This is a genomic window from Amycolatopsis speibonae (genome assembly GCF_042647925.1).
Classification (GTDB): domain Bacteria; phylum Actinomycetota; class Actinomycetes; order Mycobacteriales; family Pseudonocardiaceae; genus Amycolatopsis; species Amycolatopsis speibonae.
On sequence record NZ_JBHRWK010000014.1, the window covers coordinates 358,027 to 381,506 of the forward strand.

At 69.8% G+C, this 23,480-nt stretch carries 26 protein-coding genes; 22 read left to right on the plus strand and 4 right to left on the minus strand.

What is annotated here, in order from left to right:
- Positions 1-14 precede the first annotated feature (14 nt).
- The 6 genes from ACFOSH_RS09735 to ACFOSH_RS09760 all read left to right on the plus strand — a co-directional run bounded on the left by ACFOSH_RS09735 (position 15) and on the right by ACFOSH_RS09760 (position 4,787).
- On the plus strand, positions 15-845 hold the full coding sequence (locus ACFOSH_RS09735; RefSeq protein ID WP_378238405.1) for a thioesterase family protein: 831 nt from the start codon (positions 15-17) through the stop codon (positions 843-845).
- A gap of 24 nt (positions 846-869) precedes the next feature.
- The gene (proC, locus tag ACFOSH_RS09740) at positions 870-1,685 is read left to right on the plus strand and encodes a pyrroline-5-carboxylate reductase (protein WP_378238406.1); all 816 of its coding nucleotides are present in this window, start codon (positions 870-872) and stop codon (positions 1,683-1,685) included.
- A gap of 205 nt (positions 1,686-1,890) precedes the next feature.
- A complete protein-coding gene (locus ACFOSH_RS09745) occupies positions 1,891-2,106 on the plus strand; it encodes a helix-turn-helix domain-containing protein (RefSeq protein WP_076164244.1) in 216 nt (71 codons plus the stop codon).
- Positions 2,107-2,249: 143 nt separating this feature from the next.
- Positions 2,250-2,351: a 30S ribosomal protein bS22 gene (locus ACFOSH_RS09750; protein ID WP_007030867.1), complete on the plus strand. Its 102-nt coding sequence runs from the start codon at positions 2,250-2,252 to the stop codon at positions 2,349-2,351.
- A gap of 286 nt (positions 2,352-2,637) precedes the next feature.
- Positions 2,638-3,687 (plus strand): NAD-dependent epimerase/dehydratase family protein, encoded by a 1,050-nt coding sequence (locus ACFOSH_RS09755; RefSeq protein ID WP_378238407.1) that lies wholly within the window; start codon positions 2,638-2,640, stop codon positions 3,685-3,687.
- Complete coding sequence (locus tag ACFOSH_RS09760) at positions 3,684-4,787, plus strand: lysophospholipid acyltransferase family protein (RefSeq protein ID WP_378238409.1); 1,104 nt, start codon at positions 3,684-3,686, stop codon at positions 4,785-4,787. The genes ACFOSH_RS09755 and ACFOSH_RS09760 overlap by 4 nt, the downstream gene beginning before the upstream one ends.
- 91 nt (positions 4,788-4,878) lie before the next feature.
- On the opposite strand, the gene ACFOSH_RS09765 is transcribed toward ACFOSH_RS09760, so the two are convergent.
- From ACFOSH_RS09765 to ACFOSH_RS09775, 3 genes are all read right to left on the minus strand, one after another.
- Complete coding sequence (locus tag ACFOSH_RS09765) at positions 4,879-5,781, minus strand: HAD family hydrolase (RefSeq protein ID WP_378238410.1); 903 nt, start codon at positions 5,779-5,781, stop codon at positions 4,879-4,881.
- 96 nt (positions 5,782-5,877) lie between these two features.
- Complete coding sequence (locus tag ACFOSH_RS09770) at positions 5,878-6,960, minus strand: DUF5667 domain-containing protein (protein WP_378238411.1); 1,083 nt, start codon at positions 6,958-6,960, stop codon at positions 5,878-5,880.
- Between the two features lie 109 nt (positions 6,961-7,069).
- A complete protein-coding gene (locus ACFOSH_RS09775) occupies positions 7,070-7,765 on the minus strand; it encodes a sigma-70 family RNA polymerase sigma factor (protein WP_378238412.1) in 696 nt (231 codons plus the stop codon).
- Between the two features lie 293 nt (positions 7,766-8,058).
- On the opposite strand from ACFOSH_RS09775, the gene ACFOSH_RS09780 reads away from it, so the two are divergent.
- The 12 genes from ACFOSH_RS09780 (at position 8,059) to ACFOSH_RS09835 (ending at position 19,463) form a co-directional block, all read left to right on the plus strand.
- Entirely contained in the window at positions 8,059-9,543 is a 1,485-nt protein-coding gene (locus ACFOSH_RS09780; protein WP_378238413.1) for an AMP-binding protein, read from the plus strand.
- A gap of 10 nt (positions 9,544-9,553) precedes the next feature.
- The gene (locus tag ACFOSH_RS09785; protein ID WP_038520134.1) at positions 9,554-9,790 is read left to right on the plus strand and encodes a glutaredoxin family protein; all 237 of its coding nucleotides are present in this window, start codon (positions 9,554-9,556) and stop codon (positions 9,788-9,790) included.
- Positions 9,791-9,848: 58 nt separating this feature from the next.
- A complete protein-coding gene (locus ACFOSH_RS09790; protein WP_378238414.1) occupies positions 9,849-11,384 on the plus strand; it encodes a molybdopterin-dependent oxidoreductase in 1,536 nt (511 codons plus the stop codon).
- A gap of 350 nt (positions 11,385-11,734) precedes the next feature.
- The gene (locus tag ACFOSH_RS09795) at positions 11,735-12,562 is read left to right on the plus strand and encodes a redox-sensing transcriptional repressor Rex (RefSeq protein WP_378238415.1); all 828 of its coding nucleotides are present in this window, start codon (positions 11,735-11,737) and stop codon (positions 12,560-12,562) included.
- A 1-nt stretch (position 12,563) separates the two neighbouring features.
- Positions 12,564-13,874 (plus strand): glutamyl-tRNA reductase, encoded by a 1,311-nt coding sequence (locus tag ACFOSH_RS09800; protein WP_378238416.1) that lies wholly within the window; start codon positions 12,564-12,566, stop codon positions 13,872-13,874.
- Positions 13,871-14,818, plus strand: coding sequence for a hydroxymethylbilane synthase (hemC, locus tag ACFOSH_RS09805; protein ID WP_378238417.1), 948 nt, complete (start codon positions 13,871-13,873; stop codon positions 14,816-14,818). The genes ACFOSH_RS09800 and hemC overlap by 4 nt, the downstream gene beginning before the upstream one ends.
- A 60-nt stretch (positions 14,819-14,878) precedes the next feature.
- The gene (locus ACFOSH_RS09810) at positions 14,879-16,411 is read left to right on the plus strand and encodes a bifunctional uroporphyrinogen-III C-methyltransferase/uroporphyrinogen-III synthase (RefSeq protein ID WP_093939093.1); all 1,533 of its coding nucleotides are present in this window, start codon (positions 14,879-14,881) and stop codon (positions 16,409-16,411) included.
- Between the two features lie 127 nt (positions 16,412-16,538).
- Positions 16,539-16,910: a hypothetical protein gene (locus ACFOSH_RS09815; RefSeq protein WP_378238418.1), complete on the plus strand. Its 372-nt coding sequence runs from the start codon at positions 16,539-16,541 to the stop codon at positions 16,908-16,910.
- A gap of 212 nt (positions 16,911-17,122) precedes the next feature.
- Positions 17,123-18,094 (plus strand): porphobilinogen synthase, encoded by a 972-nt coding sequence (gene hemB / locus ACFOSH_RS09820; protein WP_378238419.1) that lies wholly within the window; start codon positions 17,123-17,125, stop codon positions 18,092-18,094.
- 10 nt (positions 18,095-18,104) lie between these two features.
- Entirely contained in the window at positions 18,105-18,656 is a 552-nt protein-coding gene (locus ACFOSH_RS09825; RefSeq protein ID WP_378238420.1) for a hypothetical protein, read from the plus strand.
- Entirely contained in the window at positions 18,653-19,111 is a 459-nt protein-coding gene (locus ACFOSH_RS09830) for a hypothetical protein (protein WP_378238421.1), read from the plus strand. The genes ACFOSH_RS09825 and ACFOSH_RS09830 overlap by 4 nt, the downstream gene beginning before the upstream one ends.
- Entirely contained in the window at positions 19,089-19,463 is a 375-nt protein-coding gene (locus ACFOSH_RS09835; RefSeq protein ID WP_378238422.1) for a hypothetical protein, read from the plus strand. The genes ACFOSH_RS09830 and ACFOSH_RS09835 overlap by 23 nt, the downstream gene beginning before the upstream one ends.
- On the opposite strand, the gene ACFOSH_RS09840 is transcribed toward ACFOSH_RS09835, so the two are convergent.
- Positions 19,460-19,951 (minus strand): TspO/MBR family protein, encoded by a 492-nt coding sequence (locus ACFOSH_RS09840; protein WP_378238423.1) that lies wholly within the window; start codon positions 19,949-19,951, stop codon positions 19,460-19,462. The two genes, ACFOSH_RS09835 and ACFOSH_RS09840, sit on opposite strands and share 4 nt — an antisense overlap.
- Positions 19,952-20,073: 122 nt before the next feature.
- Here ACFOSH_RS09840 and hemL point away from each other — a divergent pair, with 122 nt between their 5' ends.
- The 4 genes from hemL to ACFOSH_RS09860 all read left to right on the plus strand — a co-directional run bounded on the left by hemL (position 20,074) and on the right by ACFOSH_RS09860 (position 23,323).
- Positions 20,074-21,378 carry a glutamate-1-semialdehyde 2,1-aminomutase gene (gene hemL, locus ACFOSH_RS09845; protein WP_378238424.1) on the plus strand — a complete coding sequence of 435 codons (1,305 nt, stop codon included), beginning with the start codon at positions 20,074-20,076 and terminating at the stop codon, positions 21,376-21,378.
- Positions 21,375-22,007, plus strand: a complete 633-nt coding sequence (locus tag ACFOSH_RS09850; protein ID WP_378238425.1) for a histidine phosphatase family protein — start codon at positions 21,375-21,377, stop codon at positions 22,005-22,007. Before hemL ends, ACFOSH_RS09850 begins: the two co-directional genes overlap by 4 nt.
- A complete protein-coding gene (locus tag ACFOSH_RS09855) occupies positions 22,004-22,585 on the plus strand; it encodes a TlpA family protein disulfide reductase (RefSeq protein WP_378238426.1) in 582 nt (193 codons plus the stop codon). The genes ACFOSH_RS09850 and ACFOSH_RS09855 overlap by 4 nt, the downstream gene beginning before the upstream one ends.
- Positions 22,586-22,651: 66 nt before the next feature.
- Entirely contained in the window at positions 22,652-23,323 is a 672-nt protein-coding gene (locus ACFOSH_RS09860; protein WP_378238427.1) for a rhomboid family intramembrane serine protease, read from the plus strand.
- The last annotated feature ends 157 nt before the right edge of the window (positions 23,324-23,480 follow it).

Genomic DNA, 23,480 nt, shown 5'->3' on the forward strand with positions numbered 1-23,480 from the left:
TGGGTCAGTGCTCGGTGAACGCGTCCGACGACACGGGCACCTCCTTCGACGCGGCTTGCGCGACGAGATCACTGGGTGACGGCACGTTCACGGCGGTACTGCGTACCGAATGGTCGATCGGCGGGCATCCGCACGGCGGCTTCCTGATGGCCTTGATGGCGCGGGCCGCCCTCACGTTCCTGCACGAACGCGGCGAACCGCCGTCGGAGCCGCTGGCGATCAGCGCGGAGTTCCTGCACCCGCCCGCGGTGGGGCCGGTGTTGCTGCGCATGGACGTCCGGAAGGTCGGAAGGCGCGCCTCGGTCGTGGCGGTCCTGCTGGAGCAGCGGGGCCGCAGCTGTGTCGAGGCCAGGGTGACCACCGGGCGGCTGCCGATGCGGCGGCCGGAGTGGACCGACGTCCCGGCCATGCCCGCGGAGCCGCCGCCCGGCGCGGTGCCCGTGACCGGCGAGACGTCCGAAGGCCTGTTCAATCTCGCGAAGGGCTGCGAGGTCAGGCTGGATCCGGCGAGCGTCGGCTATCTGCACGGCCGGATCGGCGATCCCCCGAAGATGCGGCTGTGGGTCCGGCCCCGGCACGGCCTTCCCGATCCGTACTTCGCGCTGCTCGCGAGCGACGTGAACCCGCCGGTGGTCTACAACCTCGGCCGGGTCGGCTGGGCGCCGACCGTGCAGCTGACCGCGTTGCTGCGCACCCGGCCGGCGCCGGGGTGGCTGCGGGTGGTCGTGCAGGCCCAGTCGGTGCACGAGGCCTGGTTCGATTCCGACGCCGTCGTCGTGGACTCGCAGGGCAGGCTGGTCTGCCAGGCGAGGCAGCTGGCGCTCGCCCCGGCACCCGGGGGCTGACGGCGGTTTGGCACGCTGAACCGCATGAGTGTGATCGCGGTTCTGGGTGCCGGGAAGATCGGGGAGGCCCTGCTCTCGGGCCTGCTGCACGGCGGGCACAGCCCCGACGACCTGCTGTTCACCGAGCGATATCCGGCGCGCGCGGCCGAGCTGACCGAGCGCTACGGCGTGCACGGGAGCACCGTCGCCGACGCCGCGCGCCGGGCCGACGTGCTGGTCGTCGCGGTCAAACCGCAGGACATCGACCCGGTGCTGGACGAGCTCGCGCCGCTGCTCGGCAAGGAGTCGCTGGTGGTCTCGCTCTGCGCGGGCCTGCCGACCGCCCTGTACGAGCGCAGGCTGGCCGAGGGCGTCCCGGTGGTCCGTGTCATGCCGAACACCCCGATGCTCGTCGGAGAGGCGATGAGCGCCGTCTCCGCGGGCGCGCACGCGACCGCCGAGCACATCGCGGTGGTGAAGGACCTGCTTTCGCACGTCGGGCAGGTCGTCGAGGTGCCGGAGTCGCAGCAGGACGCCGTGACGGCGCTGTCGGGATCCGGGCCCGCGTACTTCTTCTTCCTGGTCGAGGCCATGATCGACGCCGGGATCCTGCTCGGCCTGCCCCGCGCGCTCGCCGGGCAGCTGATCATCCAGTCGGCCGTCGGCGCGGCGAAGATGCTCGCGGAGTCCGACGAGCACCCGGTGCTGCTGCGTGAAGCCGTCACCTCGCCCGCCGGGACGACCATCAACGCCATCCGCGAGCTGGAGAAGCACGGCGTCCGCGCGGCGCTCTTGGCCGCCATCGAGGCCGCGAAGGACCGCTCGACCGAATTGGGCCGCGCCCACGATCCCCGCAATTAGTCACCTACTTGCGGGGCCACCTGCTCGCGCGTGACCTCGACCGGCGCAAGTAGGTGACTAATTGCGGGGATCGGACGGGCCCATCTCGGTGACTCGCGTCGCTTTAGCCACATGTGTCCCGCTACTCTCAGGAGAGCACGTGCGTGTCGATACCACAGGTGGGGAAGCCGCGTGGCGCGACACGTGTCGAAGGGCACGGTGATTCATGCCGTCGAACAAGAAGGATGATCTGCCCTCAGTGGGTCAGGTCCAGTTCCTGACGGTCGCCGAGGTGGCCACGCTGATGCGGGTCTCCAAGATGACCGTCTACCGCCTCGTTCACTCGGGCGAGTTGCCCGCGGTGCGCGTCGGGAAGTCGTTCAGAGTGCCCGAAAAGGCCGTTCACGAATATCTGCAGGGCGCGTACTTCGACGTGGGCTGAGGCTCGCTTCGCGGAGCACAGCGTGCCCGCCCGAGGGCGTCTTCCGGGGCGCGAGTACCCTGGAAGACCGCTCGTGCCTGTGCGCTCCACCCGTTGGACGCTGCGCCGGGCAGCGTGACCGACGACGAAGGAAGGAGCGCTCTATGGGTTCTGTGATCAAGAAGCGCCGTAAGCGTATGTCGAAGAAGAAGCACCGGAAGTTGCTGCGCCGGACGCGCGTTCAGCGTAGGAAGGCCGGCAAGTAAGACACAGCCGGTGAGTGGCCCGTCCAGTTTCTGGACGGGCCATTCCCATTTGGTGGACGTTTTCCGCCCATTCGAGTGAGACGTGCATCCCCTCTGCGAGCGGCGGGTTAATAGCATGTAAGCGCTGGCTCGACTACCCCTAATGAGCGGTAACATCTCAAGGGCAGCCGCGCGATGCTTCCAGTGAGTGCAGGTACGCGCACGCTCGGTAGATCAATTCGCGCTCAAGGTCATCAGGACCCCGTGATCAAAAGTCCGAGAACAGCCTAAAGACGCAGGGAGTCCTATGCCGTCGAACATCGTGCTCGTGACCGGGGTCGGGGGAGACCTTGGCGGGAAGCTGCTCGCCAGACTCGGCAACAATCCGGAGTTCGAGCGGGTGATCGGCGTGGACACCACGCCCCCGCAGAAGTCGGTCCTGCAGCGTATGGGGCGCGCTGAATACGTACGGGCCGACATTCGTAACCCGCTGATCGCCAAGGTGATCAGCACGGCCAAGGTCGACACCGTCGTGCACGCCTCGTGCACCGCGCATCCGGCCGGGCCCGCTCGCCGTACGGCGATCAAAGAGGTCAACGTCATCGGCACGATGCGGCTCCTGGCGGCCTGCCAGCGCTCGCCGCTCGTGCGCAAGCTCGTGGTGAAGTCGACGGCCGCGGTCTACGGGGCGGGCGCGCGCTCGCAGGCAGTCTTCACCGAGGATTCCGAACTCATCCCCACCTCGACTAGCGGCTACGCGAAGGACGCCGTCGAGATGGAGGGGTACGTCCGCGGGCTCATGCGCCGCCGACCCGACATCACGACGACGCTGTTCCGGTTCGCCAACATCATCAGCCCCGAGATCGACACCGTGCTCTCGCGCTACTTCGCGCTGCCGGTGGTCCCGACGGTCTTCGGCTACGACGCGCGGATCCAGCTGCTCCACGCCACGGACGCGCTGGCCGTGTTCGAGCAGGCGACGCTGAAAGACAAGCCCGGCGTGTTCAATGTCGGCTCGGAGGGGGTACTCACGCTGTCTCAGGCGATCCGGCGAGCCGGCCGGGTCGAACTGCCGATGCCCAGCGGTGTGGTGCCGTCGGTCGGCAAGGTCCTGCGCGGAGCGAGGGTGGTCGACTTCTCCGCGGACCAGGTCCGGTTGCTGAACTTCGGCCGCGTCGTGGACATCACGAAGCTCAAGAAAGAGTTCGGCTACACCCCGCGGTGGACGACGCGGGAAGCGTTCGACGACTACATCACCGGCCGCGGGCTCAGGCCCGTGGTGGACGGAGGCAGGCTGGCAGGGTTCGCCGACAAGGTCCTCGTGGCCGCGGCGACAGGGCAGGCGGGGAACCGGTGAGCAGGCCCCACGAGAACACCCCCGAAAACTCTCACGAAGGCGAGGCGGAAGACGTGAGCGGCGCTGAAGCGCAGGTCATCCCGTTGCACGGCCCCGGCAGAGAGAAGCCGGACCCGGCCGCCCAGGCGGATCGGGATCTTCGCGAGTCCGAAGAAGCGCGAGAGCAGCTGGAGCAGGAGCGCCGGGCGGACGCGCCCGTCGTCGAGTTCCCCGGAGCGGCGCGGATCTCGCCCGCCCGGACCCGCCCGGCCGACGCCGACCTCCTGCCCGCCTCGCTCCGGACGGCGCTGGGGTTCCTGCGGGACAGGCTGACCGGTGACTACACCGTCGACGAGTTCGGCTTCGACGCCGAGCTCACCGAGACCCTGCTGTTGCCGCCGCTGCGCGCGCTGTACGAGAAGTGGTTCCGGGTCGACACCTTCGGCGTCGAGAACCTGCCCACCGACGGCGGCGCGCTGCTGGTGTCGAACCACTCCGGCACGGTGCCGCTCGACGCGCTGATGACCGCGGTGGCCGTGCACGACCACGCCCCCGGCGGCAGGCACCTGCGCGGCCTCGGCGCGGATCTGGTGTTCCAGGTCCCCCTGGTCGGCTCCTTCGCCCGCAAGTCCGGGCAGACGCTCGCCTGCAACGCCGACGCGGAACGCTTGCTGCGCAAGGGAGAACTCGTCGGTGTCTGGCCCGAAGGGTTCAAGGGCATCGGGAAACCATTCTCGTCGCGGTACAAGCTGCAGCGGTTCGGCCGCGGCGGTTTCGTTTCCGCCGCGCTGCGGACCGGGGTGCCGATCATCCCCGTGTCGGTCATCGGCGCGGAGGAGACCTACCCGAAGCTCGGCGACATCAAGCTGCTCGCGCGAGTGCTCGGCCTGCCGTATTTCCCGGTGACGCCGTTCTTCCCGCTGCTCGGCCCGCTCGGCGCTGTCCCGCTGCCGACGAAGTGGAGCATCGAGTTCGGCGAGCCCATCCGCACGGACACCTACGACGCGGACGCCGTGGACGACCCGATGCTGGTGTTCACGCTGACCGACCAGGTGCGGGAGTCGATCCAGCAGTCGCTGTACAAACGCCTTTCGCAGCGGAAGAGCGTCTTCAAGGGCTGACGCCTACGCAATTAGTCACCTACTTGCGCTGATCGTGTTCACGCGCGAGCAGGTGCCAACGCAAGTAGGTGACTAATTGCGTAGAGGCGGGTCAGCGGCGCCGGTAGGCCATGCCGGCCGCGACGGCACCGGCCACCGCACCGACGCCGAGCACCGAGGGCACGCCGATCTTCGCGGCCTTGCGTCCGGTCCGGAAGTCGCGGATCTCCCAGCCGCGAGCCCGCGCGACGTCGCGAAGACCGCCATCGGGGTTCACCGCGACCGCGGTCCCGACGACCGACAGCATCGGCACATCGTTCTGCGAGTCCGAATACGCCGTGCAGCGCTTGAGATTCAGCCCTTCGCGTGACGCCAGCGCCCGGACGGCGTGGGCTTTCGCGCGGCCGTGCAGCAGGTCGCCGACGAGACGGCCGGTGTAGACACCGTCCTTGGTCTCCGCGACCGTGCCCAGCGCGCCGGTGAGGCCGAGGCGCCGCGAGATGATGGCCGCGAGTTCGATCGGGGTCGCGGTGACGAGCCAGACGCGCTGCCCGGCGTCGAGGTGCATCTGCGCGAGCGCCCTGGTGCCGGACCAGATCTTGTCCGCCATCAGCTCGTCGTAGATCTCTTCGCTGATGTCGGTCAGTTCCTGCACGGTGCGACCGGCCACAAAGGACAGTGCGCGCTCGCGGTGGGTTTTGATGTCCTCCTTGTTCTCCCGGCCGCCGAGCCGGAATTTCACCTGCTGCCAGACGAATCCGGCCAGATCGGCGGACGTGAAGAACTTGCGCGCGGCCAGGCCGCGGGCGAAGTAGAAGATCGACGCGCCCATCATCATGGTGTTGTCGACGTCGAAGAACGCGGCCGCTGTCAGGTCCGGCGGAGCGGGCGGCGCGGGCGGTTCGAGGGCTTGTGCGGACGCGGTCGCCATGGCGGCCTCGGCCGATGCCTCGCCCGCGAGCTCGGCCAGCCGTTCGAGCTCTTGACTCTTATCCCTGCCCCGCCAAACTGACACGCACACCGCCTCCGGAATCCCAGGTGCCTGATGCACAGCGTAGCGAGCGGCCGACCACCCTGTCCCGGGTGTGGTGCCTCCCTCATCAACACCGTGTCAGCCGATGGTTATCGGCGGTAATCCCGGAATGAGCGGTGGAATCGAAATCAGCGGCGGCTTCGGCGTGGTGGTCGCCGGGGGCGATGTCCTCGTCGTCGGGCCCGGCGTGGCCACGACGGGTGGCGGTGTTCCGCCCGCGGGTGGCGTGAGCGGTCCGGTCGGGGTCGCCGTGTCCACGGCGGACGACGGCGGCACCGAGGTCGGCGACGGCGACCCGGCCGGTGCCGGCGACGGCGCGGGCAACGTCACCGGCGGCAGGACGGCGTCGGAGGAGCCGGGGTTGCGGACGCAGTCGCCGGCGGCCGGGACGGCGCCCAGTTCGTCGGACGAGCCCGTGGTGATCGTGTAGCAGACCAGCCGCGAGCCGAGATCCGACGTGCGCGTCTGGACCTTGTCGAGCAGGACACGGGCCGCGGCGAACTTGTCGCGTGCCTCGGCGGGCGCGTGCCCGACCTGGAGGCCGAGCCGGTCGGACTGCTGCCGCGCCCAGGTGCGGAGTTCGGCGAGCCGGGTCTGGCCGCCCTGATCGGTGACGACCGAGGTCAGCTGGGAGACGCCGGCCCGCAGGTCGGTCTCGAAATCGGCGAGGCCGGTGAAATAGGCGCCGGTGGCCGCGCCCTGCCGGGTCAGTTCGTCGAGTTCGCCGACGCGGTTCGCGGCGAACTCCAGATGCTTCTTCGCCTTGTCCCGCTCGTCGAAGGTGAGCCCGAGCGAGGCCGATTCACCCGCCCGCTTGATGCCGTAGAGCGGATCACCCGGCAACGCGTCCTTGGACAGCAGCAGGGTGATGCCACCCAGCGCGAGGACGAGCGCGACGGCGGCCGCGGCGAGGTTCGCGACGGCGTGACCACGACGCTTGGGCGAGGCCTCGGCTTCGGCGAGGCGTCCGGCGATCTCGTCTCGGATCCGCTGCCGGGTCTCCGCGTCGGGCGCGCCACCGGCGCCCAGCTCGCGCAAACCGCCGACGAGTGCGAGTTCGTGCGCGAACTCGTCGTCCGGGGTCTCGGCGCCGCCGTCGACAAGGTCCGCGAAGCGGTCACCGTCCGCCCGCTCACGCGCGAACCATCCCGGCACGCCCACGGCGAAGTCTCCATCTGCTCAGCCCGGTCCTGACACCGGTCTGGCTGGGAAAACGAGCGGAGGCGCCCAAGGGTTACGGCAAGGCCCGGTGAGGGACAAATATGGGACGTTAGCGCAATCCGGTGGGCAGAAGTTGTGCCAAACGGCGTACCGCGCGGTGCTGGAGGGCCTTGATGGCGCCTTCGTTGCGCTTCATGATCGCCGCGGTCTCGGCGACCGAAAGTCCCTGCATGAACCGCAGCACGATGCACTCGCGCTGGTCTTCGCCGAGTTCGGCGACGCAACGCAGCAGTTCGGCGCGGGTGGCGCGGCTGATGGCCTGCTGCTCGGGACCCACGACGGCCTGCACGCCGACGTTCCCGATCGGTGCCCCGTTCGGCTCGGCGACCTCGTCGGTGACGACCTCGAGGCGGAACCGGCTCGACTTCACGTGGTCGAGGATGATGTTGCGCGCGATGGTGACGAACCAGGCGCCGACGTCACGCCCCTGGTAGCTCACCGACGTGATGCGGCGCAGCGCGCGGAGGAAGGTCTCGCTGGTGACGTCCTCGGCGAGGTCCCGGTCGCCGAGGCGGAACAGGACGTAGCGGTAGACGACGTCGACGTAGCGGTCGTAGAGCCGTCCGAAGGCGGACGTGTCGCCGCCTTGCGCGGCGCTGACCAGCTCCCACGCCTCGGCCTTCGCGGCCTCGGCGGCGGCGTCGTTTTCCTCGACCTTGGCCCGCGACGGCGCGGCGGGGAAACCGCTCCGGCGGAGGATGTGGCCCGCCAGCATCGAGACGGGGTTCGGCGCGGGAAGAGTCACGCGGTACCTCCCGTTCCGGACAGGGAGAACCGGCCCGCATGTCCCACCGCCGCGTGGGCCTGCAAGATCTGCACGTCCGGACTCCCTTTCTCACCATCGAGTGATCAACACCACTCGACGACGCCCAGCAGCATACGTGTAGTTACCGCGAAGTAGGTAGCGGTGCCGGGGTTACGGAACTGCGACGAAAGCGAGTGACACCCATGACGGTGGGGGAGATGACAAACTGGCAACGCCGTTCACTCCAGGGAAGAGGTTCGCAGTTGAGCGCGGAGCAGGTTGCCGATCCAAGTGTGCCCACCTTGCTCGCCGAGGCCGCCCGGCAGTGGCCAGGGAAGGCGGCCGTCCACGAGACCGGCGGCGGGGTCGCGCTGACCTGGGCGGAACTCGACAACGCCGCCCACGCACTGGCGCGCGCCCTGCTCGACGCGGGAATCGAGCGCGGCGACAGGGTGGCGCTGCGGCTGCCGACGTCGGCCGCTTTCGCCGTCTCGCTCTTCGGGGCACTCCGGGCGGGCGCGGTGGTCGTCCCGATCTCGCCGCAGGCTCCGGTGGCGGAGCTGACCGGACTGCTGGAGCACAGCGGCGCACGGCTCGTTCTCGAACGCGAGGCGACCGAGGAGCTCCCCGATGAGGTGACAAGCCTCTCACCGCCCGTTACTTCGGATGGAGCAGCCGAACCGGTCGACGCGGCCGGTGCCGGGGAGGACATAGCGGTCATCTCGTACACCTCCGGCACGACCGGCCCGCCGCGCGGCGTGATGCTGTCGCACCGGGCGCTGCTGGCGAACCTCGACCAGCTGAGCCGGATCGTCCCGACGCCGCTCGTGCACGGCGACCGCGTGCTCATCACCATCCCGTTGTTCCACGTCTACGGCCTGGGGCCCGGCCTTCTGCAGACCACTTCGGTCGGGGCGACGGCGATCCTGTCCGAACGGTTCCTCGCCGAGCGGACCCTGGCCGACTGCACCGAGTACCGGGTGACCTCGATCGCCGGCGTGCCCGCGATGTACGCCGAATTCGCCGCGATGGACCCCGACGAACTCGGACAGGGCCTTTCCACCGTTCGGCGGATGACCTCGGGCGCGGCGCCGCTGCACCCCAAGATCCTCACCGCGCTCCGCGGCGCCACCGGGCTGGACGTCTACGAGGGCTACGGCCTCACCGAATGCGCGCCCGTGGTCACCACGACCCTGGTCACCGGCTACCCGAAGCCGGGTTCGGTCGGGCGGCCGCTGCCCGGCGTCGAGCTCCGGCTGGTCGACAGCGACGGCGACGCCGAGCCCGTCCCCCAGGACCCGGACGAACTCGGCGACGCCTTCGACGAGGACGGCGGCACCGGCCTGGTGTCGATCCGCGGCGCGAACCTGTTCTCCGGGTACTGGCCCGACGGCTCGCACGGGCCCGGCGAGGACGGCTGGTTCCGCACCGGCGACGTCGGCTACCTCGACACCGACGGCGACCTGCACCTGGTGGACCGCGCCAACGACCTGATCATCGTCAACGGCTTCAACGTCTTCCCGCACGAGGTCGAGAACGTGATCTCGATGCTGGACGAGGTCGTCGAGGCGGGAGTCGTCGGTGTCGTCGACGAGCGGACCGGTGAGGCGGTGAAGGCCGTCGTCGTCCCCGCGCCGGGCGCGTCGCTCTCGGAACAGCAGGTCGTCGAGCACTGCGCGGAGCACCTGGCCGGGTACAAGGTGCCGCACACCGTCGAGTTCGCCGAGTCCCTGCCGCATTCGGCCACCGGGAAGCTCCGGCGCCTTCGCCTCAGGTAAGGATTGACGCATGGCGCACCACGTGACCGTCATGACCCGCACCGGCTGCCACCTGTGCGAGGTCGCGGAACAGGACATCGAACGGATCTGCGGCGAACTGGGCGTCGCCTGGTCGGCGCAGGACGTCGACAGCGACCCCGAATGGCGGGCCGAATACGGCGACCGCGTGCCGGTGATCCTCGTCGACGACGCCGAGCACGGCTACTGGCGCGTCGAAGAGGACAGGCTTCGGAAAGCACTGGCGTAACACACTCGTAAGGGGCGATCGGCCGACCCGAAGCGCCTTTCGCTCCGAAGATGGAATCGTGGACGAAGAACGCAGGCTCACCTTCCGGCAAGCCGCTCTGACCGGGCTCCTGTCACTGGCGGCCGCCCTCGGCGTGGGGCACCTCGTCGCGGGCTTCGTCGGGTACACGGCCTCGCCGTTCGTCGCGGTCGCGAACTTCGTCATCGACCACAGCCCGCACGCGGTGGTCGCCTGGGCGGAACAGACGCTGGAGACCTGGGACAAGCCCATCCTCAAGATCGGCTTGGCCGTGGTGCTGGTGCTGGTCGCGCTGCTCGCCGGGCAGCTCTCGCGCCGCAAGCCGCTGCCGGGCCAGGTGCTCGTCGGTGTCCTCGGCGCGGCGGGTGTCGCCGCCGTCTACGTGCGCACCGACCTCGGGCAGATCGCGCTGCTGGCACCGGTGGCCGCGACGGTCGCCGGGCTCGTCGTCTTCACCCGGCTGCACCTGTTCTTCCGCCCGAAGGTGTTCTTCGATGATCGCGAAGGCGAGGGGCCGGACCGGCGGAAGGTGCTGATCACCGGCGCCTCCGTCGCGGCGGGAGCCGGTGTCGCCGCGCTGACCGGCCAGCTCGTCGGGACCAGGAAGAACGCCGCGGACTCGCGGGCCGCAGTCGGCAGGCTCGTCGTCGCGCGGACAGCGCCGCCGATCCCGGCGGACGCGGACTTCGTGAAGTTCGGGACCCCGCCGTATCTCACTCCTTCGAAGGATTTCTACCGGATCGACACCGCTCTGGTGGTCCCGCAGGTGCGCGCGGAGGACTGGAGCCTGCAGATCCGCGGCATGGTCGACCGCGAGGTCACCTACCGGTATGAAGACATCCGCTCGCGGCCGCTGATCGAACGCGACGTCACGCTGTGCTGCGTCTCCAACGAGGTCGGCGGCCCGTACATCTCCAACGCGCGCTGGATCGGCGTCGACCTGCGTGACCTGCTGCTCGAAGCGGGCGTGAAACCCGGCGCCGAGCAGATGTTCGCCACCAGCGTCGACGGCTGGACCTGCGGTACCCCGGTCGAAGCCGCCTTGGACCCGGCGCGTGGCGCGATGCTCGCGATCGGCATGGACGGCGAACCGCTGCCGATCGAGCACGGCTTCCCCGCGCGCATCGTGATCCCCGGGCTGTACGGCTACGTGTCCGCCACGAAATGGGTCACTGAGCTGGAGATCACCACCTGGGAAGAGCGTCAGGCGTACTGGCTCGACCGGGGCTGGGGCCGTGAGGGACCGGTGAAGACGCAGTCGCGGATCGACGAGCCCGGTTCGGCGGTGAACGCGGGCAAGGTCGTCGTGTCCGGGACAGCCTGGGCGCAGCACACCGGCGTCGCGAAGGTCGAGGTCCGCGTCGATCAGGGGCCGTGGCAGGAGGCCGTCCTGTCCACCGAGACGTCGAAGGACACCTGGCGGATGTGGTGGACCGAAGTCCGGGTCGGCCCTGGTCAGCATCAGATCGCGGTCCGGGCCACGGACCAGTCCGGCTACACGCAGACTCAAGAACGTGCCGGCACCGTGCCCGACGGCGCCACCGGCTGGCACACGGTGTCTTTTAACGCGCGCTGACGGAAACCTTTCGCAGGGCGCCTAGGCCGACCTGCATGTCACCCAGGTGCGATGGGCGCCCTGCAAAACGTTGCCGTGAGCCTTCGGCCCAAAAGAGGCGCGCGCTGGTGAAGTCCCTCGTCGCGCTGACGCGCTCCCGAGTGACGGTCCGCCGATGCCGGTAGAAGCCCTACGCGACCTTCGACACAGCACCTACCAGTGACTTTGTGCCTGCGTTCACAAGTGGCTACCGTAGATACGTCGCCTCCGACAGCGCCCGGCATCGAACCGGACTCAGCGCCGCGGGTCAAGAGCCGATTTCCAGGTTCAGGCGAATCATGTCGTCAGCAGGACCAGAGGAGCGGACAAGCGTGGTGTCGCAACGAGGCCGGCGCACCCGGGTGACACCGGACGCCGACAACGCGCCCACCGCGGAGATGCCCGCCGTCGAGGCCACCGCCGAGCCGGAAGCTGTCCGCGCGAAGTCGATCCCCGAGGCCGCCGTCGCCCGCCTCGCCGTCTACCTTCGCGTCCTCTCCGGACTGGCCGAGCAGGGCGCGACGACGATCTCCAGCGAGGAGCTCTCGCAGGCCGCGGGCGTCAACTCCGCGAAATTGCGCAAGGACCTGTCCTACCTCGGCTCCTACGGCACCCGCGGCGTCGGCTACGAGGTCAGCGTCCTGGTCAGCCAGATCGAACGGATCCTCGGCCTGACCCGCAAGCACAAGGTCGCCGTGGTCGGGATCGGCAACCTCGGGCACGCGCTGGCCAACTACGGCGGGTTCCCCGGCCGCGGCTTCCCGGTCGAGGCGCTGTTCGACCTCGACCCGGATCTGGTCGGCGTGCCGGTCGGCGGCCTCCTGGTCTCGCATCTCGACGAGATCCCCAAAGTCTGCGCCGAACGGCAGATCTCCATCGGCGTCATCGCCACTCCGCCCACCGCCGCGCAGTCGGTCTGTGACCGGCTTGTCGCAGGTGGCGTGCAGTGCATCCTGAATTTCGCCCCGGTGGTGCTGCAGGTTCCGGCACATATCGAGGTGCGCAAGGTCGATCTCGCGGTCGAGCTGCAGATCCTGTCGTTCCACGTCGCTCGCCGCGCCGATCTGGCCGCTAACGGCAACGGCGGAGGGGACGGTGGCCCCGGAGGCGCCGAGAATGGCAGCGTGAACGGCCACGGCAACGGAATGGTGGTGCGCTGAAATGAGCGTGTTGGCGGTCGGGCTCTCGCACCGCAGTGCCGAGCTGAGCACCCTGGAGCGCGTCGCGGTCCCCGCGACCGACGTGACCAAGGTGCTCCACGAACTGCAGCAGGCCGAGCACGTCAGCGAGGCGATCCTCGTCTCGACCTGCAACCGCATCGAGGTCTACGCCGTCGTCGAGACCTTCCACGGTGGCCTCAACGACGTCTCCGACGTGCTCGCCCGCCAGGCCGGGATGCAGCCCGCGGACCTCTACGAATCGCTGTACGTGCACTACGCGGGCGCCGCGATCGAGCACCTGTTCTCGGTCACGTCCGGACTGGACTCGATGGTCGTCGGCGAGACGCAGATCCTCGGCCAGATCCGGTCCTCCTACGCCACCGCGCGCGAGGCGGGCACCGTCGGCCGCACGCTGCACGAGCTGATCCAGACCACGCTGCGCGTCGGCAAACGCGTCCACTCCGAGACCGGGCTGGACCAGCTGGGCGCGTCGGTCGTCTCCGAGGCGCTGGCCGCCGCCGGTGACATCGCCGGCAAGCACGCGCTGATCGTCGGCGCCGGTTCGATGGGCGCGCTGACCGCGTCCCACCTGCGCAAATCCGGGATCGGCGAGATCACCGTCGCCAACCGCACCGAAGCCAGGGCCGCCCGCCTCGCCGCCGCGAGCGTCGAGCAGGGAGTGCCCGCGAAGGCCATCCAGATGAGCGGGATCGCGGCCGCCGTCGCCGAGGCGGACGTCGTCGTCTGCTGCACCGGCGCGAACGCCGCGGTGTTCACCGCCGAGCACGTCCCGGCTCGCGCCGGGCGGCCGCTGGTCGTCTGCGACCTCGGCCTCCCGCGCGACGTCGACCACGACGTCGCCGAGCTGGCCGACGTCACCGTGGTCGACCTCGAAACCATCCAGCGCCGCATGCGCGAAGCGGGCACCCCGACCACCGAACGCCAGACCGCGAAAGCCACCGGCATCGTGCTCGACGAGGTGCGCGAGTACCTCGCCGGTCAGCGCAGCGCCGAGGTCACCCCGACGGTGACGGCGCTGCGGCGCCGGGCGGCCGAGGTGGTCGACGCCGAACTGCTGCGGCTGGACAACCGCCTGCCGGACCTCGAAGCCGGGGTCCGCGAGGAGGTCGGCCGCACGGTCCGCCGCGTGGTCGACAAGCTGCTGCACGCGCCGACGGTGCGGGTCAAGCAGCTGGCCGCCGAGACGGCCGACACCGACTACGCCAACGCGCTGCGCGAGTTGTTCTGCCTCGACCCGCAGGCGCCCGCCGCCGTGGCGAGTCCCACCGCTACGAAAGACAGTGATCAGTGAGCAGAGTCATCCGTATCGGGACGCGCGGCAGCAAACTCGCCCTCGCGCAGACCGGCACCATCGCCGACGCCCTGCGTGCCACCGGGGCCGAGGTCGAGCTCGTCACCGTGACGACGCCCGGTGACAAATCGTCCGCGCCCATCCCGACGATCGGGGTCGGCGTGTTCACTTCCGCGCTGCGCGAAGCCCTGCTGCGCGAGGAAGTCGACGTCATCGTGCACTCGTACAAGGACCTGCCGACGAAGCCGGAGCCGGGCATCACGCTCGCCGCCGTGCCGCGCCGCGAGGATCCGCGTGACGCCCTGATCGCCCGTGACGGGCTCACTCTCGGTGAGCTTCCGCCGGGTTCGACCGTCGGCACCGGCTCGCCGCGGCGCACCGCGCAACTGCGCTCGCTCGGTCTCGGTTTGGAAATCGTGCCGATCCGAGGCAATATCGACACCCGCATGCGCAAGGTGATCGACGGAGAGCTCGACGCCGTCGTCCTGGCGCGTGCCGGACTGGCCAGGATCGGCCGGGCGGAGGAGATCACCGAGACCCTCGACCCGATCCAGATGCTGCCCGCGCCCGCACAGGGTGCGCTGGCGGTGGAGTGCCGGACCGGTGACGTGGACATCGAGCACCTGCTCGGGTCCACAGTGGACGATGAAGGCACTCGTGCCGTGGCGACCGCCGAGCGGGCGTTGCTCGCGGCATTGGAAGCCGGATGCAGTGCACCGGTCGGAGCGCTGGCGGAGATCGTCGAGGACCTGGACGCCGAAGGGCGGGTCGTCGAGCGGATCTCGCTGCGGGGCACCGCCGCCGTCGAAGGGGACGGGGACGCGGTCGACATGGTGCGCGCTTCCGCGCTCGCCGACATCCGTGATGCTGAACAGCTCGGCCGGACACTGGCCGCCGAGCTGCTCGACCTGGGGGCGGGCGCGCTGTCCGGCCCCGCCCAGTGAGTCAGAACGTTGAAGGTAGGGCCGCGATCGACTGCGGCCGCTCAAGAGGAGAACGCACAGATGACCCCCGCGCGTAAGACCACCGGGCGTGTCGCCTTCGTGGGCTCGGGCCCCGGTGACGCCGGTCTGCTGACCGTCCGCGCTCAGGAGCTGCTCGCCAAGGCCGAGGTCGTGGTGACCGACCCGGACGTCCCTTCGGGCGTCCTGGCCCTCACCGCCGAGGGCGCCGAAGTGCGCCCCGCCGTCGGCGAGGCCACTGAGGTCGCCAAGGACCTGGTGAACGAGGCCAAGGCCGGACGGCTGGTGCTCCGGCTGATCGCCGGTGACCCGCTGACCCAGCCCGCCGTCGTCGCCGAGGTGCAGGCCGTTTCCCGGACCAGCGCCGTCTTCGACATCATCCCGGGCGTCTCGCCCGGCGCCGCCGTCCCGGCGTACGCCGGTGTCGCGCTCGGCGGCACCCACACCGAGGTCGACGTCCGCGGCGACGTCGAATGGGCCGCACTGGCCGCCACCCCGGGCCCGATCGTGCTGCACGCGACTTCGGCGCACCTCGCCGAGGCCGCGTCCGCGCTGACCGAGCACGGACTGGCGCCGACCACCCCGGTCGCCGTCACGTCGAACGGGACTATAAATACCCAGCGCACTCTGGACACCACGCTGGCCACCGTCGCGAACGAAGCGGGCGAGCTCGTCGGCCCGCTCATCGTGACCATCGGCCAGGCCGTCGGCCAGCGCTCGAAGCTGTCGTGGTGGGAGTCGCGCGCGCTGTACGGCTGGAAGGTCCTGGTGCCGCGCACCAAGGAGCAGGCCGGTGAGATGGCGGAGCGGCTTCGCGGCCACGGCGCCACCTCGCACGAGGTCCCGACCATCTCGGTCGAGCCGCCGCGCAGCCCCGCCCAGATGGAGCGCTCGGTCAAGGGCCTCGTCGACGGCCGCTACCAGTGGATCGTCTTCACCTCGACCAACGCCGTCCGCGCGGTGTGGGAGAAGTTCGAGGAGTTCGGCCTCGACGCCCGCGCGTTCTCCGGCGTGAAGATCGCCTGCGTCGGCGAATCGACAGCCGCGAAGGTGCGCTCCTTCGGCATCATCCCGGAGCTGATCCCGGAGGGCGAGCAGTCCTCGGAAGGCCTCCTCGCCGAGTTCCCGCCGTACGACGACGTGCTCGACCCGGTCGACCGCGTGCTGCTGCCGCGGGCGGACATCGCCACCGAGACCCTTTCGGCCGGCCTGCGTGAACGCGGCTGGGAAATCGACGACGTGACGGCGTACCGCACCGTGCGGGCCGCGCCGCCGCCAGCCGAGACCCGCGAGATGATCAAGACCGGCGGTTTCGACGCGGTCTGCTTCACCTCGTCCTCGACCGTGCGGAACCTCGTCGGCATCGCCGGCAAGCCGCACACCCGCACGCTGGTCGCGTGCATCGGCCCGAAGACCGCGGAAACCGCCGTGGAATTCGGGCTGCGGGTCGACGTCCAGCCCGAAAAGGCCGACGTCCCGCACCTGGTCGACGCGCTCGCCGAGCACGCCGCGCGGCTCCGCGCCGAAGGTGCGCTTCCGCCGCCGCGCAAGGCGAAGCGGGCCCGCCGCTCCTGATTCCGTGAAAAGCCCCCTTTCCACATTTCGCGTGGGAAGGGGGCTTTTTCGTTCCTTAGTGAGTCCTTACCGCGTGTGAAGCGATGGGTCGTAGCTTCGTGGCTTCGACAATCACTGGGGAGTGATCATGAAGGCTCTTGCACGGGCCGCCGCCGTCCTGGGTGTGCTGGCTCTCGGTTCCGCCGGATTCGCGGGCACGGCGGCCGCGGCTCCCGGATCGTTCGAGGTGTGCGGCCCGCTCGGCTGCGCGGCGCAAAGTATCCGGACCACCATCGGTCGGGGAGAGGCGTTCGCCACGCTGACCGACAACTCGCCGGCGTCGACTCTCATCGCGCAGTTCATCGTGTCTCCGCCGACTCAGGTCTCCATCATCCAGGTCGGCGATGGGGAGACCGTGGCCGTGATCATGTTGCCGAGCACTTGGCGTCGGCTGACGGTGAAGGCCTGCGCCGACAGCATGGTCAACTGCAACAGCGAGTCCATCATCCGGCTGCCCTGATCCACTCGGTGCCGCCGCCCTGGTCGCTTCATGTACCAGGGAAGCCGTGAAGGCCTCCTTCCCTACCGTCAGAGTAGGGAAGGAGGCCTTCACGGACCGCGCCTGAGCCGGTAGGTACCGAAGACACCTGTGGCCAGAACCGTCCTCGCCGCTCACGAGGCTTCCAGCGCCTGCGGACCGCCTCTCAAGCGAGCCGGAGTACCGTCGGAGGGGTGTTTCCTGAGCATCGTCCCCGCAGGCTCCGTACCACTCCTGCCATGCGAAGGCTGGTCGGTGAGACGACGCTGCGCCCGCACCAGCTGATCCTCCCGATGTTCGTGGCCGAGGGCGCCGACGCGCCCCGCCCGATCGCCAGCATGCCCGGTGTCGTCCAGCACACCCGCGACACGCTGCGCAAAGCCGCCGTCGAAGCGGTCAACGCCGGTGTCGGCGGCCTGATGCTGTTCGGCATCCCGAAGACGCGTGACGCCGAGGGCTCCGGCGCGATCGACCCGGACGGCATCCTCAACGTCGCCCTGCGCGACTTGAAGGCCGAGCTCGGCGACGCGACGGTCCTGATGGCCGACACGTGCCTCGACGAGTTCACCGACCACGGCCACTGCGGCGTCCTCGACGCCGACGGCGGTGTCGACAACGACGCGACCCTGCGCCTGTACGCGGAAATGGGTCTGGCGCAGGCGGAAGCGGGGGCGCATCTGCTCGGCCCCAGCGGCATGATGGACGGCCAGGTCGGCGTCATCCGCGCCGCGCTCGACCGCGCCGGGCGCACGGACACCGGGATCCTCGCGTACTCGGCGAAGTTCGCCAGCGCGTTCTACGGCCCCTTCCGCGAGGCCGTCGACTCGCAGCTGAAGGGCGACAGGAAGACGTACCAGCAGGATCCGGGCAACGTGCGCGAAGCGTTGCGCGAAATCGAGCTGGACATCGCCGAGGGCGCCGACATGATCATGGTCAAGCCCGCACTGTCCTACTTGGACGTCATCAGGGCCGCCGCCGAGGCGTCGCCGGTTCCCGTGGCGGCGTACAACATCTCGGGCGAGTACGCGATGGTCGAAGCCGCCGCGGCGAACGGCTGGATCGACCGCGAGCGCACGGTCCTCGAGGTGCTGACCTCGATCCGCCGCGCGGGCGCGGACATGATCCTCACCTACTGGGCCGCCGAAGCCGCTGCCTGGCTCGACTAGGCTGCGTCGCGTGAGCGACAGCGAAGCGGGCGAAACGGACGACGAGCGCCGCAAGCGTGGACGGGCGCCCGACCCGATCCTCCCTGGCATGGTGCCGCCGAAGATCACGGCGCCGAAGCCGGTCGCCATCTCGTTCTGGCTGTGGATCCTGGCCGGGGTCGTCCTGGTGGCGGGGCAGATCGCCCTGCTGGTGCTGAGAGACGAACTGACCACCGGGATCCTCAAGCAGATCAAGGAGAACCCGGTCCCCGGTCAGCCCGCCGACCCGGCGCTGGTCGCTTCCGGCGTGAACACCCTGCTGTGGATGCTGTTCGGCGGCGCTGTCACCTTCGCCGTCCTGTTCGCGTTGTTCGCCTACAAGGCCCGCGAGGGAACACGATCGGCCCGGACGGTCCTGACCGTCGGTGCCGTCTTCCTGGTGCTGGTGGAACTGCTGATCCTCCGCGGCTCGCTCAACGTGTTCCTGCTGGTGTCCACCTTGCTGGTGGCGATCGCGCTGATCCTGATGTACCTGCCCAGCGTCTCCGACTTCTTCCCGAAGGTCGGGCGCAAGCTGCCATGACGCCCGAGCCGGCTGCTCTCTACGGCGAACCCGGCGTCGGCTGGACCGCGCTGCTGTGGGCACCGCTGTTCGCCGCCGCCGGGCTGCTCGCCGAACTGGCGACCGGCGGACCGGTCCACTGGCCGGCCTGGCTCCTCGTCGCGGCGGGGCTGGTGCTGATCACCGTGCCGTGGGTGTACGCCCGCCGCCGCTATCTCTCGCTCGAAGTCACCGCCGACGGCTTCCGGCAGGGCCGGGAAACCCTGGAAGCGGCCCGGATCGCCGAGGTCCTCGGGGACGAAGAGACCCCGGTCGGATCGCGGGTCCTCGGCGGCGGCTGGACGATCCCCAAGAAGCACGGCGAAGTCGGGTTGAAGCTCGAAGACGGTGTTTTCGTCCGCGCCTGGGCCAAGGATCCGGACGCGCTGCGCGAGGCTCTCGAGGATTTGGTGCGTGCCCGCACCACAGAGTCATGAGAAACTGCTCACCGTGATCGACCTTCCCCAGCCGACCGGTGCCGATCTGTGGCCACCGGAGGACGCCCGGCCCGCGGCCCGGCTGCACAAACCCCTGCGCGCCCTGGTGGGGGCCGTCGAGCTGATCCTCGCCGCGCTCGCGGTGTGGGGCGCCTTCGCCTGCTGGAAGGCCGGCGTCGTCCCGGTCGTGATCACCTACAACGAAACGACGATCCTCGAATCGCAGCGCTACTTCGGCGGCCCGCTCGCCGGCGCCATCGGGCTGGGCCTGCTGGCCGCGATCCTGGTGGTGGACGCCATCCGCCAGTTCCTGCTCGCGGTCCGCGCCAAAGGGCGCAAGCCCAAGGACTAGTTGAGCCAGACGACGGCGGCGTTGACCGCGGTCGAGAACAGCAGCCACAGCAGGTACGGCATTAGCAGCCAGGCCGCGAGCTTCGACCGGCGCGCGAACTCCATCATCGTGATGGGCACCACGAAGTCCAGGACGACGACGTCGGCCAGCGCCAGGGCGTGCGCGCTGCCGGCGAAGAACAGCGGCGTCCACAGCAGGGTCAGCAGCAGGCAGAGGCCGTAGAAGGCGAAGCCGCGCGTTTCGCCGTCCGTCCGCCAGTAGCACCAGCCCGCGACGGCGACCACCAGGAGCAGTGCCGACCACACCGGGCCGTAGAGCCAGCCCGGCGGCGCCCACGACGGGCGGGCCAGCGCGTTCTGCGCTTCCGGGCGGGTGGCCACGGCGAGCGCGGCCACCGCTCCCACGATCGCCGACAGGGCGACGAATCCGGCCAGGGCCTGCCAGCGCAGGCGACGATGGTGGGTCGGCGGTGATGGCACCGTGGACACGTGGATTCCTCCGCGAGGGTTTCGACGGGAGTGCTTCCCACCCTAGTGGGGCTGATCACGCGACGCCCGGGACCGCGAGGACTCGGCGGCGGGTGTCATCCGGGATTTGCGAGACTGGGGACGTGACTACCGGAGTCGATCAGTCCAAGGCATGGTTCGAACGAGCGAAGGCCGCGATCCCGGGCGGGGTGAACTCCCCGGTGCGGGCCTTCAATTCCGTCGGCGGAACCCCGCGGTTCATGGTGCGCGGCGAGGGCCCGTATCTCTGGGACGCCGACGGCAACCGCTACGTCGACCTGGTCTCCTCGTGGGGGCCGATGATCCTCGGGCACGCGCATCCGGACGTCGTCGCCGCCGCGCGCGAAGCGGCCCTCGACGGGCTGTCGTTCGGCACGCCGACCCGCGGTGAGGTCGAACTGGCCGAGGAGATCATCGGGCGCGTCGAGCCGGTCGAGCAGGTCCGCCTGGTCAACTCCGGCACCGAGGCGACGATGAGCGCGATCCGGCTGGCCAGGGGGTTCACCGGCCGGGCGAAGATCATCAAGTTCGCGGGCTGCTACCACGGTCACGTCGACGCGCTGCTCGCCGAAGCGGGCTCCGGCGTCGCGACCCTCGGTCTCCCGACGTCGCCCGGTGTCACCGGCGCGCAGGCGGCCGACACGATCGTCCTGCCCTACAACGACCTCGACGCGGTCCGGAAGTCCTTCGCGGACAACCCGGACTCGATCGCCGCGATCATCACCGAAGCCGCGGCGGGCAACATGGGCGCCGTCGCCCCGGCCGAAGGTTTCAACGCCGGGCTCAAGGAGATCGCGCACGGACACGGCGCGCTGCTGATCATGGACGAGGTGATGACCGGGTTCCGCGTCTCGAAGGCGGGCTGGTTCGGCCTCGACGGTGTCGCGGGCGACCTCTACACCTTCGGCAAGGTGATGTCCGGTGGGCTGCCGGCGGCGGCCTTCGGCGGCCGCGCCGACGTGATGGCGAAGCTGGCCCCGGGCGGTCCGGTATACCAGGCGGGGACGCTTTCGGGGAACCCCGTCGCCGTCGCCGCCGGACTCGCGGCGCTGCGCGCGGCCGACGACGCCGTGTACGCGGCCCTCGACGCCAACGCGAAGCGGCTCGGCGACCTGTTCGACCGGTCGCTGACCGAGGCGGGCGTCGCGCACACCGTGCAGTACGCGGGCAACCTGGTCAGCGTGTTCTTCAGCGAGAACCCGGTGACGGATTACCCGGGCGCGCAGGCCTCGGAGACCTGGCGGTTCCCGGCGTTCTTCCACGCGCTGCTGGACAACGGCGTGTACGGGCCGCCGAGCGCGTACGAGGCGTGGTTCGTCAACGCGGCCATGGGTGACGCCGAGTTCGAGATCATCTCCTCCGCGCTGCGCATGGCGGCTCGCGCGGCGGCCGAGGCGGTCCAGGCGTGAGCGAGACGACGATCGTGCACCTGCTCCGCCACGGTGAAGTGCACAACCCGGACAAGATCCTGTACGGCCGCCTGCCCGGCTTCAAGCTCTCCGACCGCGGTCAGCGCCAGGCGCTGACGGTCGCCGAGGCCGTCGCGAAGCACGACATCACGCACGTCGTCGCTTCGCCGCTTCAGCGCGCGCAGGAGACCGCGGCGCCGATCGCGGCCGCGCACCGGCTCGACGTCGACACCGACGAACGGCTCATCGAGGCGGACAACCAGTTCGAGGGTGAGCGGGTCGCCGTCGGCGATGGGGCCCTTCGCCAGCCGAAGCACTGGCCGAAGCTGGTCAACCCGTTCCGGCCGTCGTGGGGCGAGCCGTACGTCGAGATCGCGCACCGCATGCTCGGCGCGATCTACCGGGCACGGCAGGCGGCCGAGGGGCACGAGGCGCTGTGCGTCTCGCACCAGCTGCCGATCTGGACCGTGCGGCGGTTCCTGGAGGCGAAGCGCCTCTGGCACGACCCGCGCGTCCGGCAGTGCTCGCTCGCGTCGCTGACCAGCCTGGTCTTCGAGGGCGAGGAACTCGTGCGGATCGTCTACAGCGAGCCCGCCGGCACGACCGACCCGAAGGTGACCGGGGCATGAAGCGCGCGCTGGCGGCCTTGGCGGTGCTGCTGCTCGTCGTCACGGGTTGCAGTACCGGCAAGGACGCCGTCGTCACCGGCGGCACGTTCAACTTCGTTTCGCCGGGCGGGAAGGTCGACATCACCTACGACGTCGCGGACCGGCAGCCGTCGCCGACGCTGTCCGGCGACGATCTGATGAACGAGGGCAAACAGCTTTCGATCGCCGACTTCCCCGGCAAGGTCATCGTGCTGAACCTGTGGGGCCAGTGGTGCGGGCCGTGCCGTGTCGAGGCGCCGGAGATGCAGAAGGTCTACGACCAGACCAAGGCGTCCGGTGTCCAGGTGGTCGGCATCGACCTGCGCGACAACGACCGGGCCCCGGCGCAGGACTTCATGCGGGACCGGAAGCTGACGTATCCGTCGATCTACGACCCGTCGGGGCGGACGCTGCTGCAGCTCTCGGGCTATCCGCGCAACATCATCCCGTCGACGATCGTGCTGGACAACCAGCACCGCGTCGCGGCGGTGTTCCTGCGGGACCTGCTGGCCTCGGACCTGCTGCCGGTCGTCCAGCGCCTGGCCGCCGAACCCGCCTGACGCCGGCGAGTGGTTATCCTCCTCACCTCAGCCGTTCGAAAGCGGCTCTGAACTGGGGAGAAGGAAATGACGACCGCTTCGGACGTGCCCAGATCCGGTCAGCGTGACGCCGAGGCCATGATCGCGGAGGCCAAGAAGGCCTTCTGGGTCATGGTCGGCGCGCTCGTGGTGCTCTGGTTGATCCAGATCTACAACGCGGTGGACGGCTACAGCCTCATGTACGAGTACGGGACGCGTGCGCGCGAGGTCAGCTCTTTGCCGACAGTGCTCACCGCGCCGCTCCTGCACGCCAGCTGGGGACACATCGAGTTCAACTCGGGACCGCTGTTCATCTTCGGGTTCCTCGCGGCGTATCGCGGGGTGAAGAAGTTCCTCAGCGTCACGGTGCTGATCGCGGTCCTGAGCGGCCTCGGTGCCTGGACGCTCCACGACTCCGGCACGGTCGGGGTCGGCGCGAGCGGCCTGGTCATGGGGTACTTCGGATACGTCCTCGTGCGCGGGGTCTTCGACCGGCACAAGATCGACATCGTCATCGGGCTGGTGATGGCGCTGTGCTTCGCCTACCAGTTCGCCGGCCTGTTCCCGCAGGACGCCGGGATCAGCTGGCAGGCGCACCTCTTCGGGTTCCTCGGCGGCGTGATCGGCGGCTGGGTGTTCCGGGACCGCCGTCCCAAGCCCGAGGTCACGGCGCCCGCTTTCCCCACCATCCCGCTGACCCCGCCCGACTCCCTCAAATAACGCAATTCGTCATCTAGTTGCGGTCCTTGCGCGGGGCAACTACCGCAAGTAGATGACGAAACGCGGGGCGAGGAGCCGGGACCAACGTCCTGACCGGGTGCGACGTAGGTCCCGTTGAGGACGCCCCGGCGTTTTCACTTCGACCACACTGCCTACG

What these genes read in the sequence shown, in the direction of transcription:
- ACFOSH_RS09855 (WP_378238426.1), top strand. Translation starts at nt 22,004, where the DNA reads ATGAAGCGCGCGCTGGCGGCCTTGGCGGTGCTGCTGCTCGTCGTCACG.
- ACFOSH_RS09755 (WP_378238407.1), top strand. Translation starts at nt 2,638, where the DNA reads ATGCCGTCGAACATCGTGCTCGTGACCGGGGTCGGGGGAGACCTTGGC.
- ACFOSH_RS09785 (WP_038520134.1), top strand. Translation starts at nt 9,554, where the DNA reads ATGGCGCACCACGTGACCGTCATGACCCGCACCGGCTGCCACCTGTGC.
- ACFOSH_RS09830 (WP_378238421.1), top strand. Translation starts at nt 18,653, where the DNA reads ATGACGCCCGAGCCGGCTGCTCTCTACGGCGAACCCGGCGTCGGCTGG.
- ACFOSH_RS09745 (WP_076164244.1), top strand. Translation starts at nt 1,891, where the DNA reads ATGCCGTCGAACAAGAAGGATGATCTGCCCTCAGTGGGTCAGGTCCAG.
- ACFOSH_RS09750 (WP_007030867.1), top strand. Translation starts at nt 2,250, where the DNA reads ATGGGTTCTGTGATCAAGAAGCGCCGTAAGCGTATGTCGAAGAAGAAG.
- ACFOSH_RS09800 (WP_378238416.1), top strand. Translation starts at nt 12,564, where the DNA reads ATGAGCGTGTTGGCGGTCGGGCTCTCGCACCGCAGTGCCGAGCTGAGC.
- proC (WP_378238406.1), top strand. Translation starts at nt 870, where the DNA reads ATGAGTGTGATCGCGGTTCTGGGTGCCGGGAAGATCGGGGAGGCCCTG.
- ACFOSH_RS09815 (WP_378238418.1), top strand. Translation starts at nt 16,539, where the DNA reads ATGAAGGCTCTTGCACGGGCCGCCGCCGTCCTGGGTGTGCTGGCTCTC.
- ACFOSH_RS09860 (WP_378238427.1), top strand. Translation starts at nt 22,652, where the DNA reads ATGACGACCGCTTCGGACGTGCCCAGATCCGGTCAGCGTGACGCCGAG.
- ACFOSH_RS09810 (WP_093939093.1), top strand. Translation starts at nt 14,879, where the DNA reads ATGACCCCCGCGCGTAAGACCACCGGGCGTGTCGCCTTCGTGGGCTCG.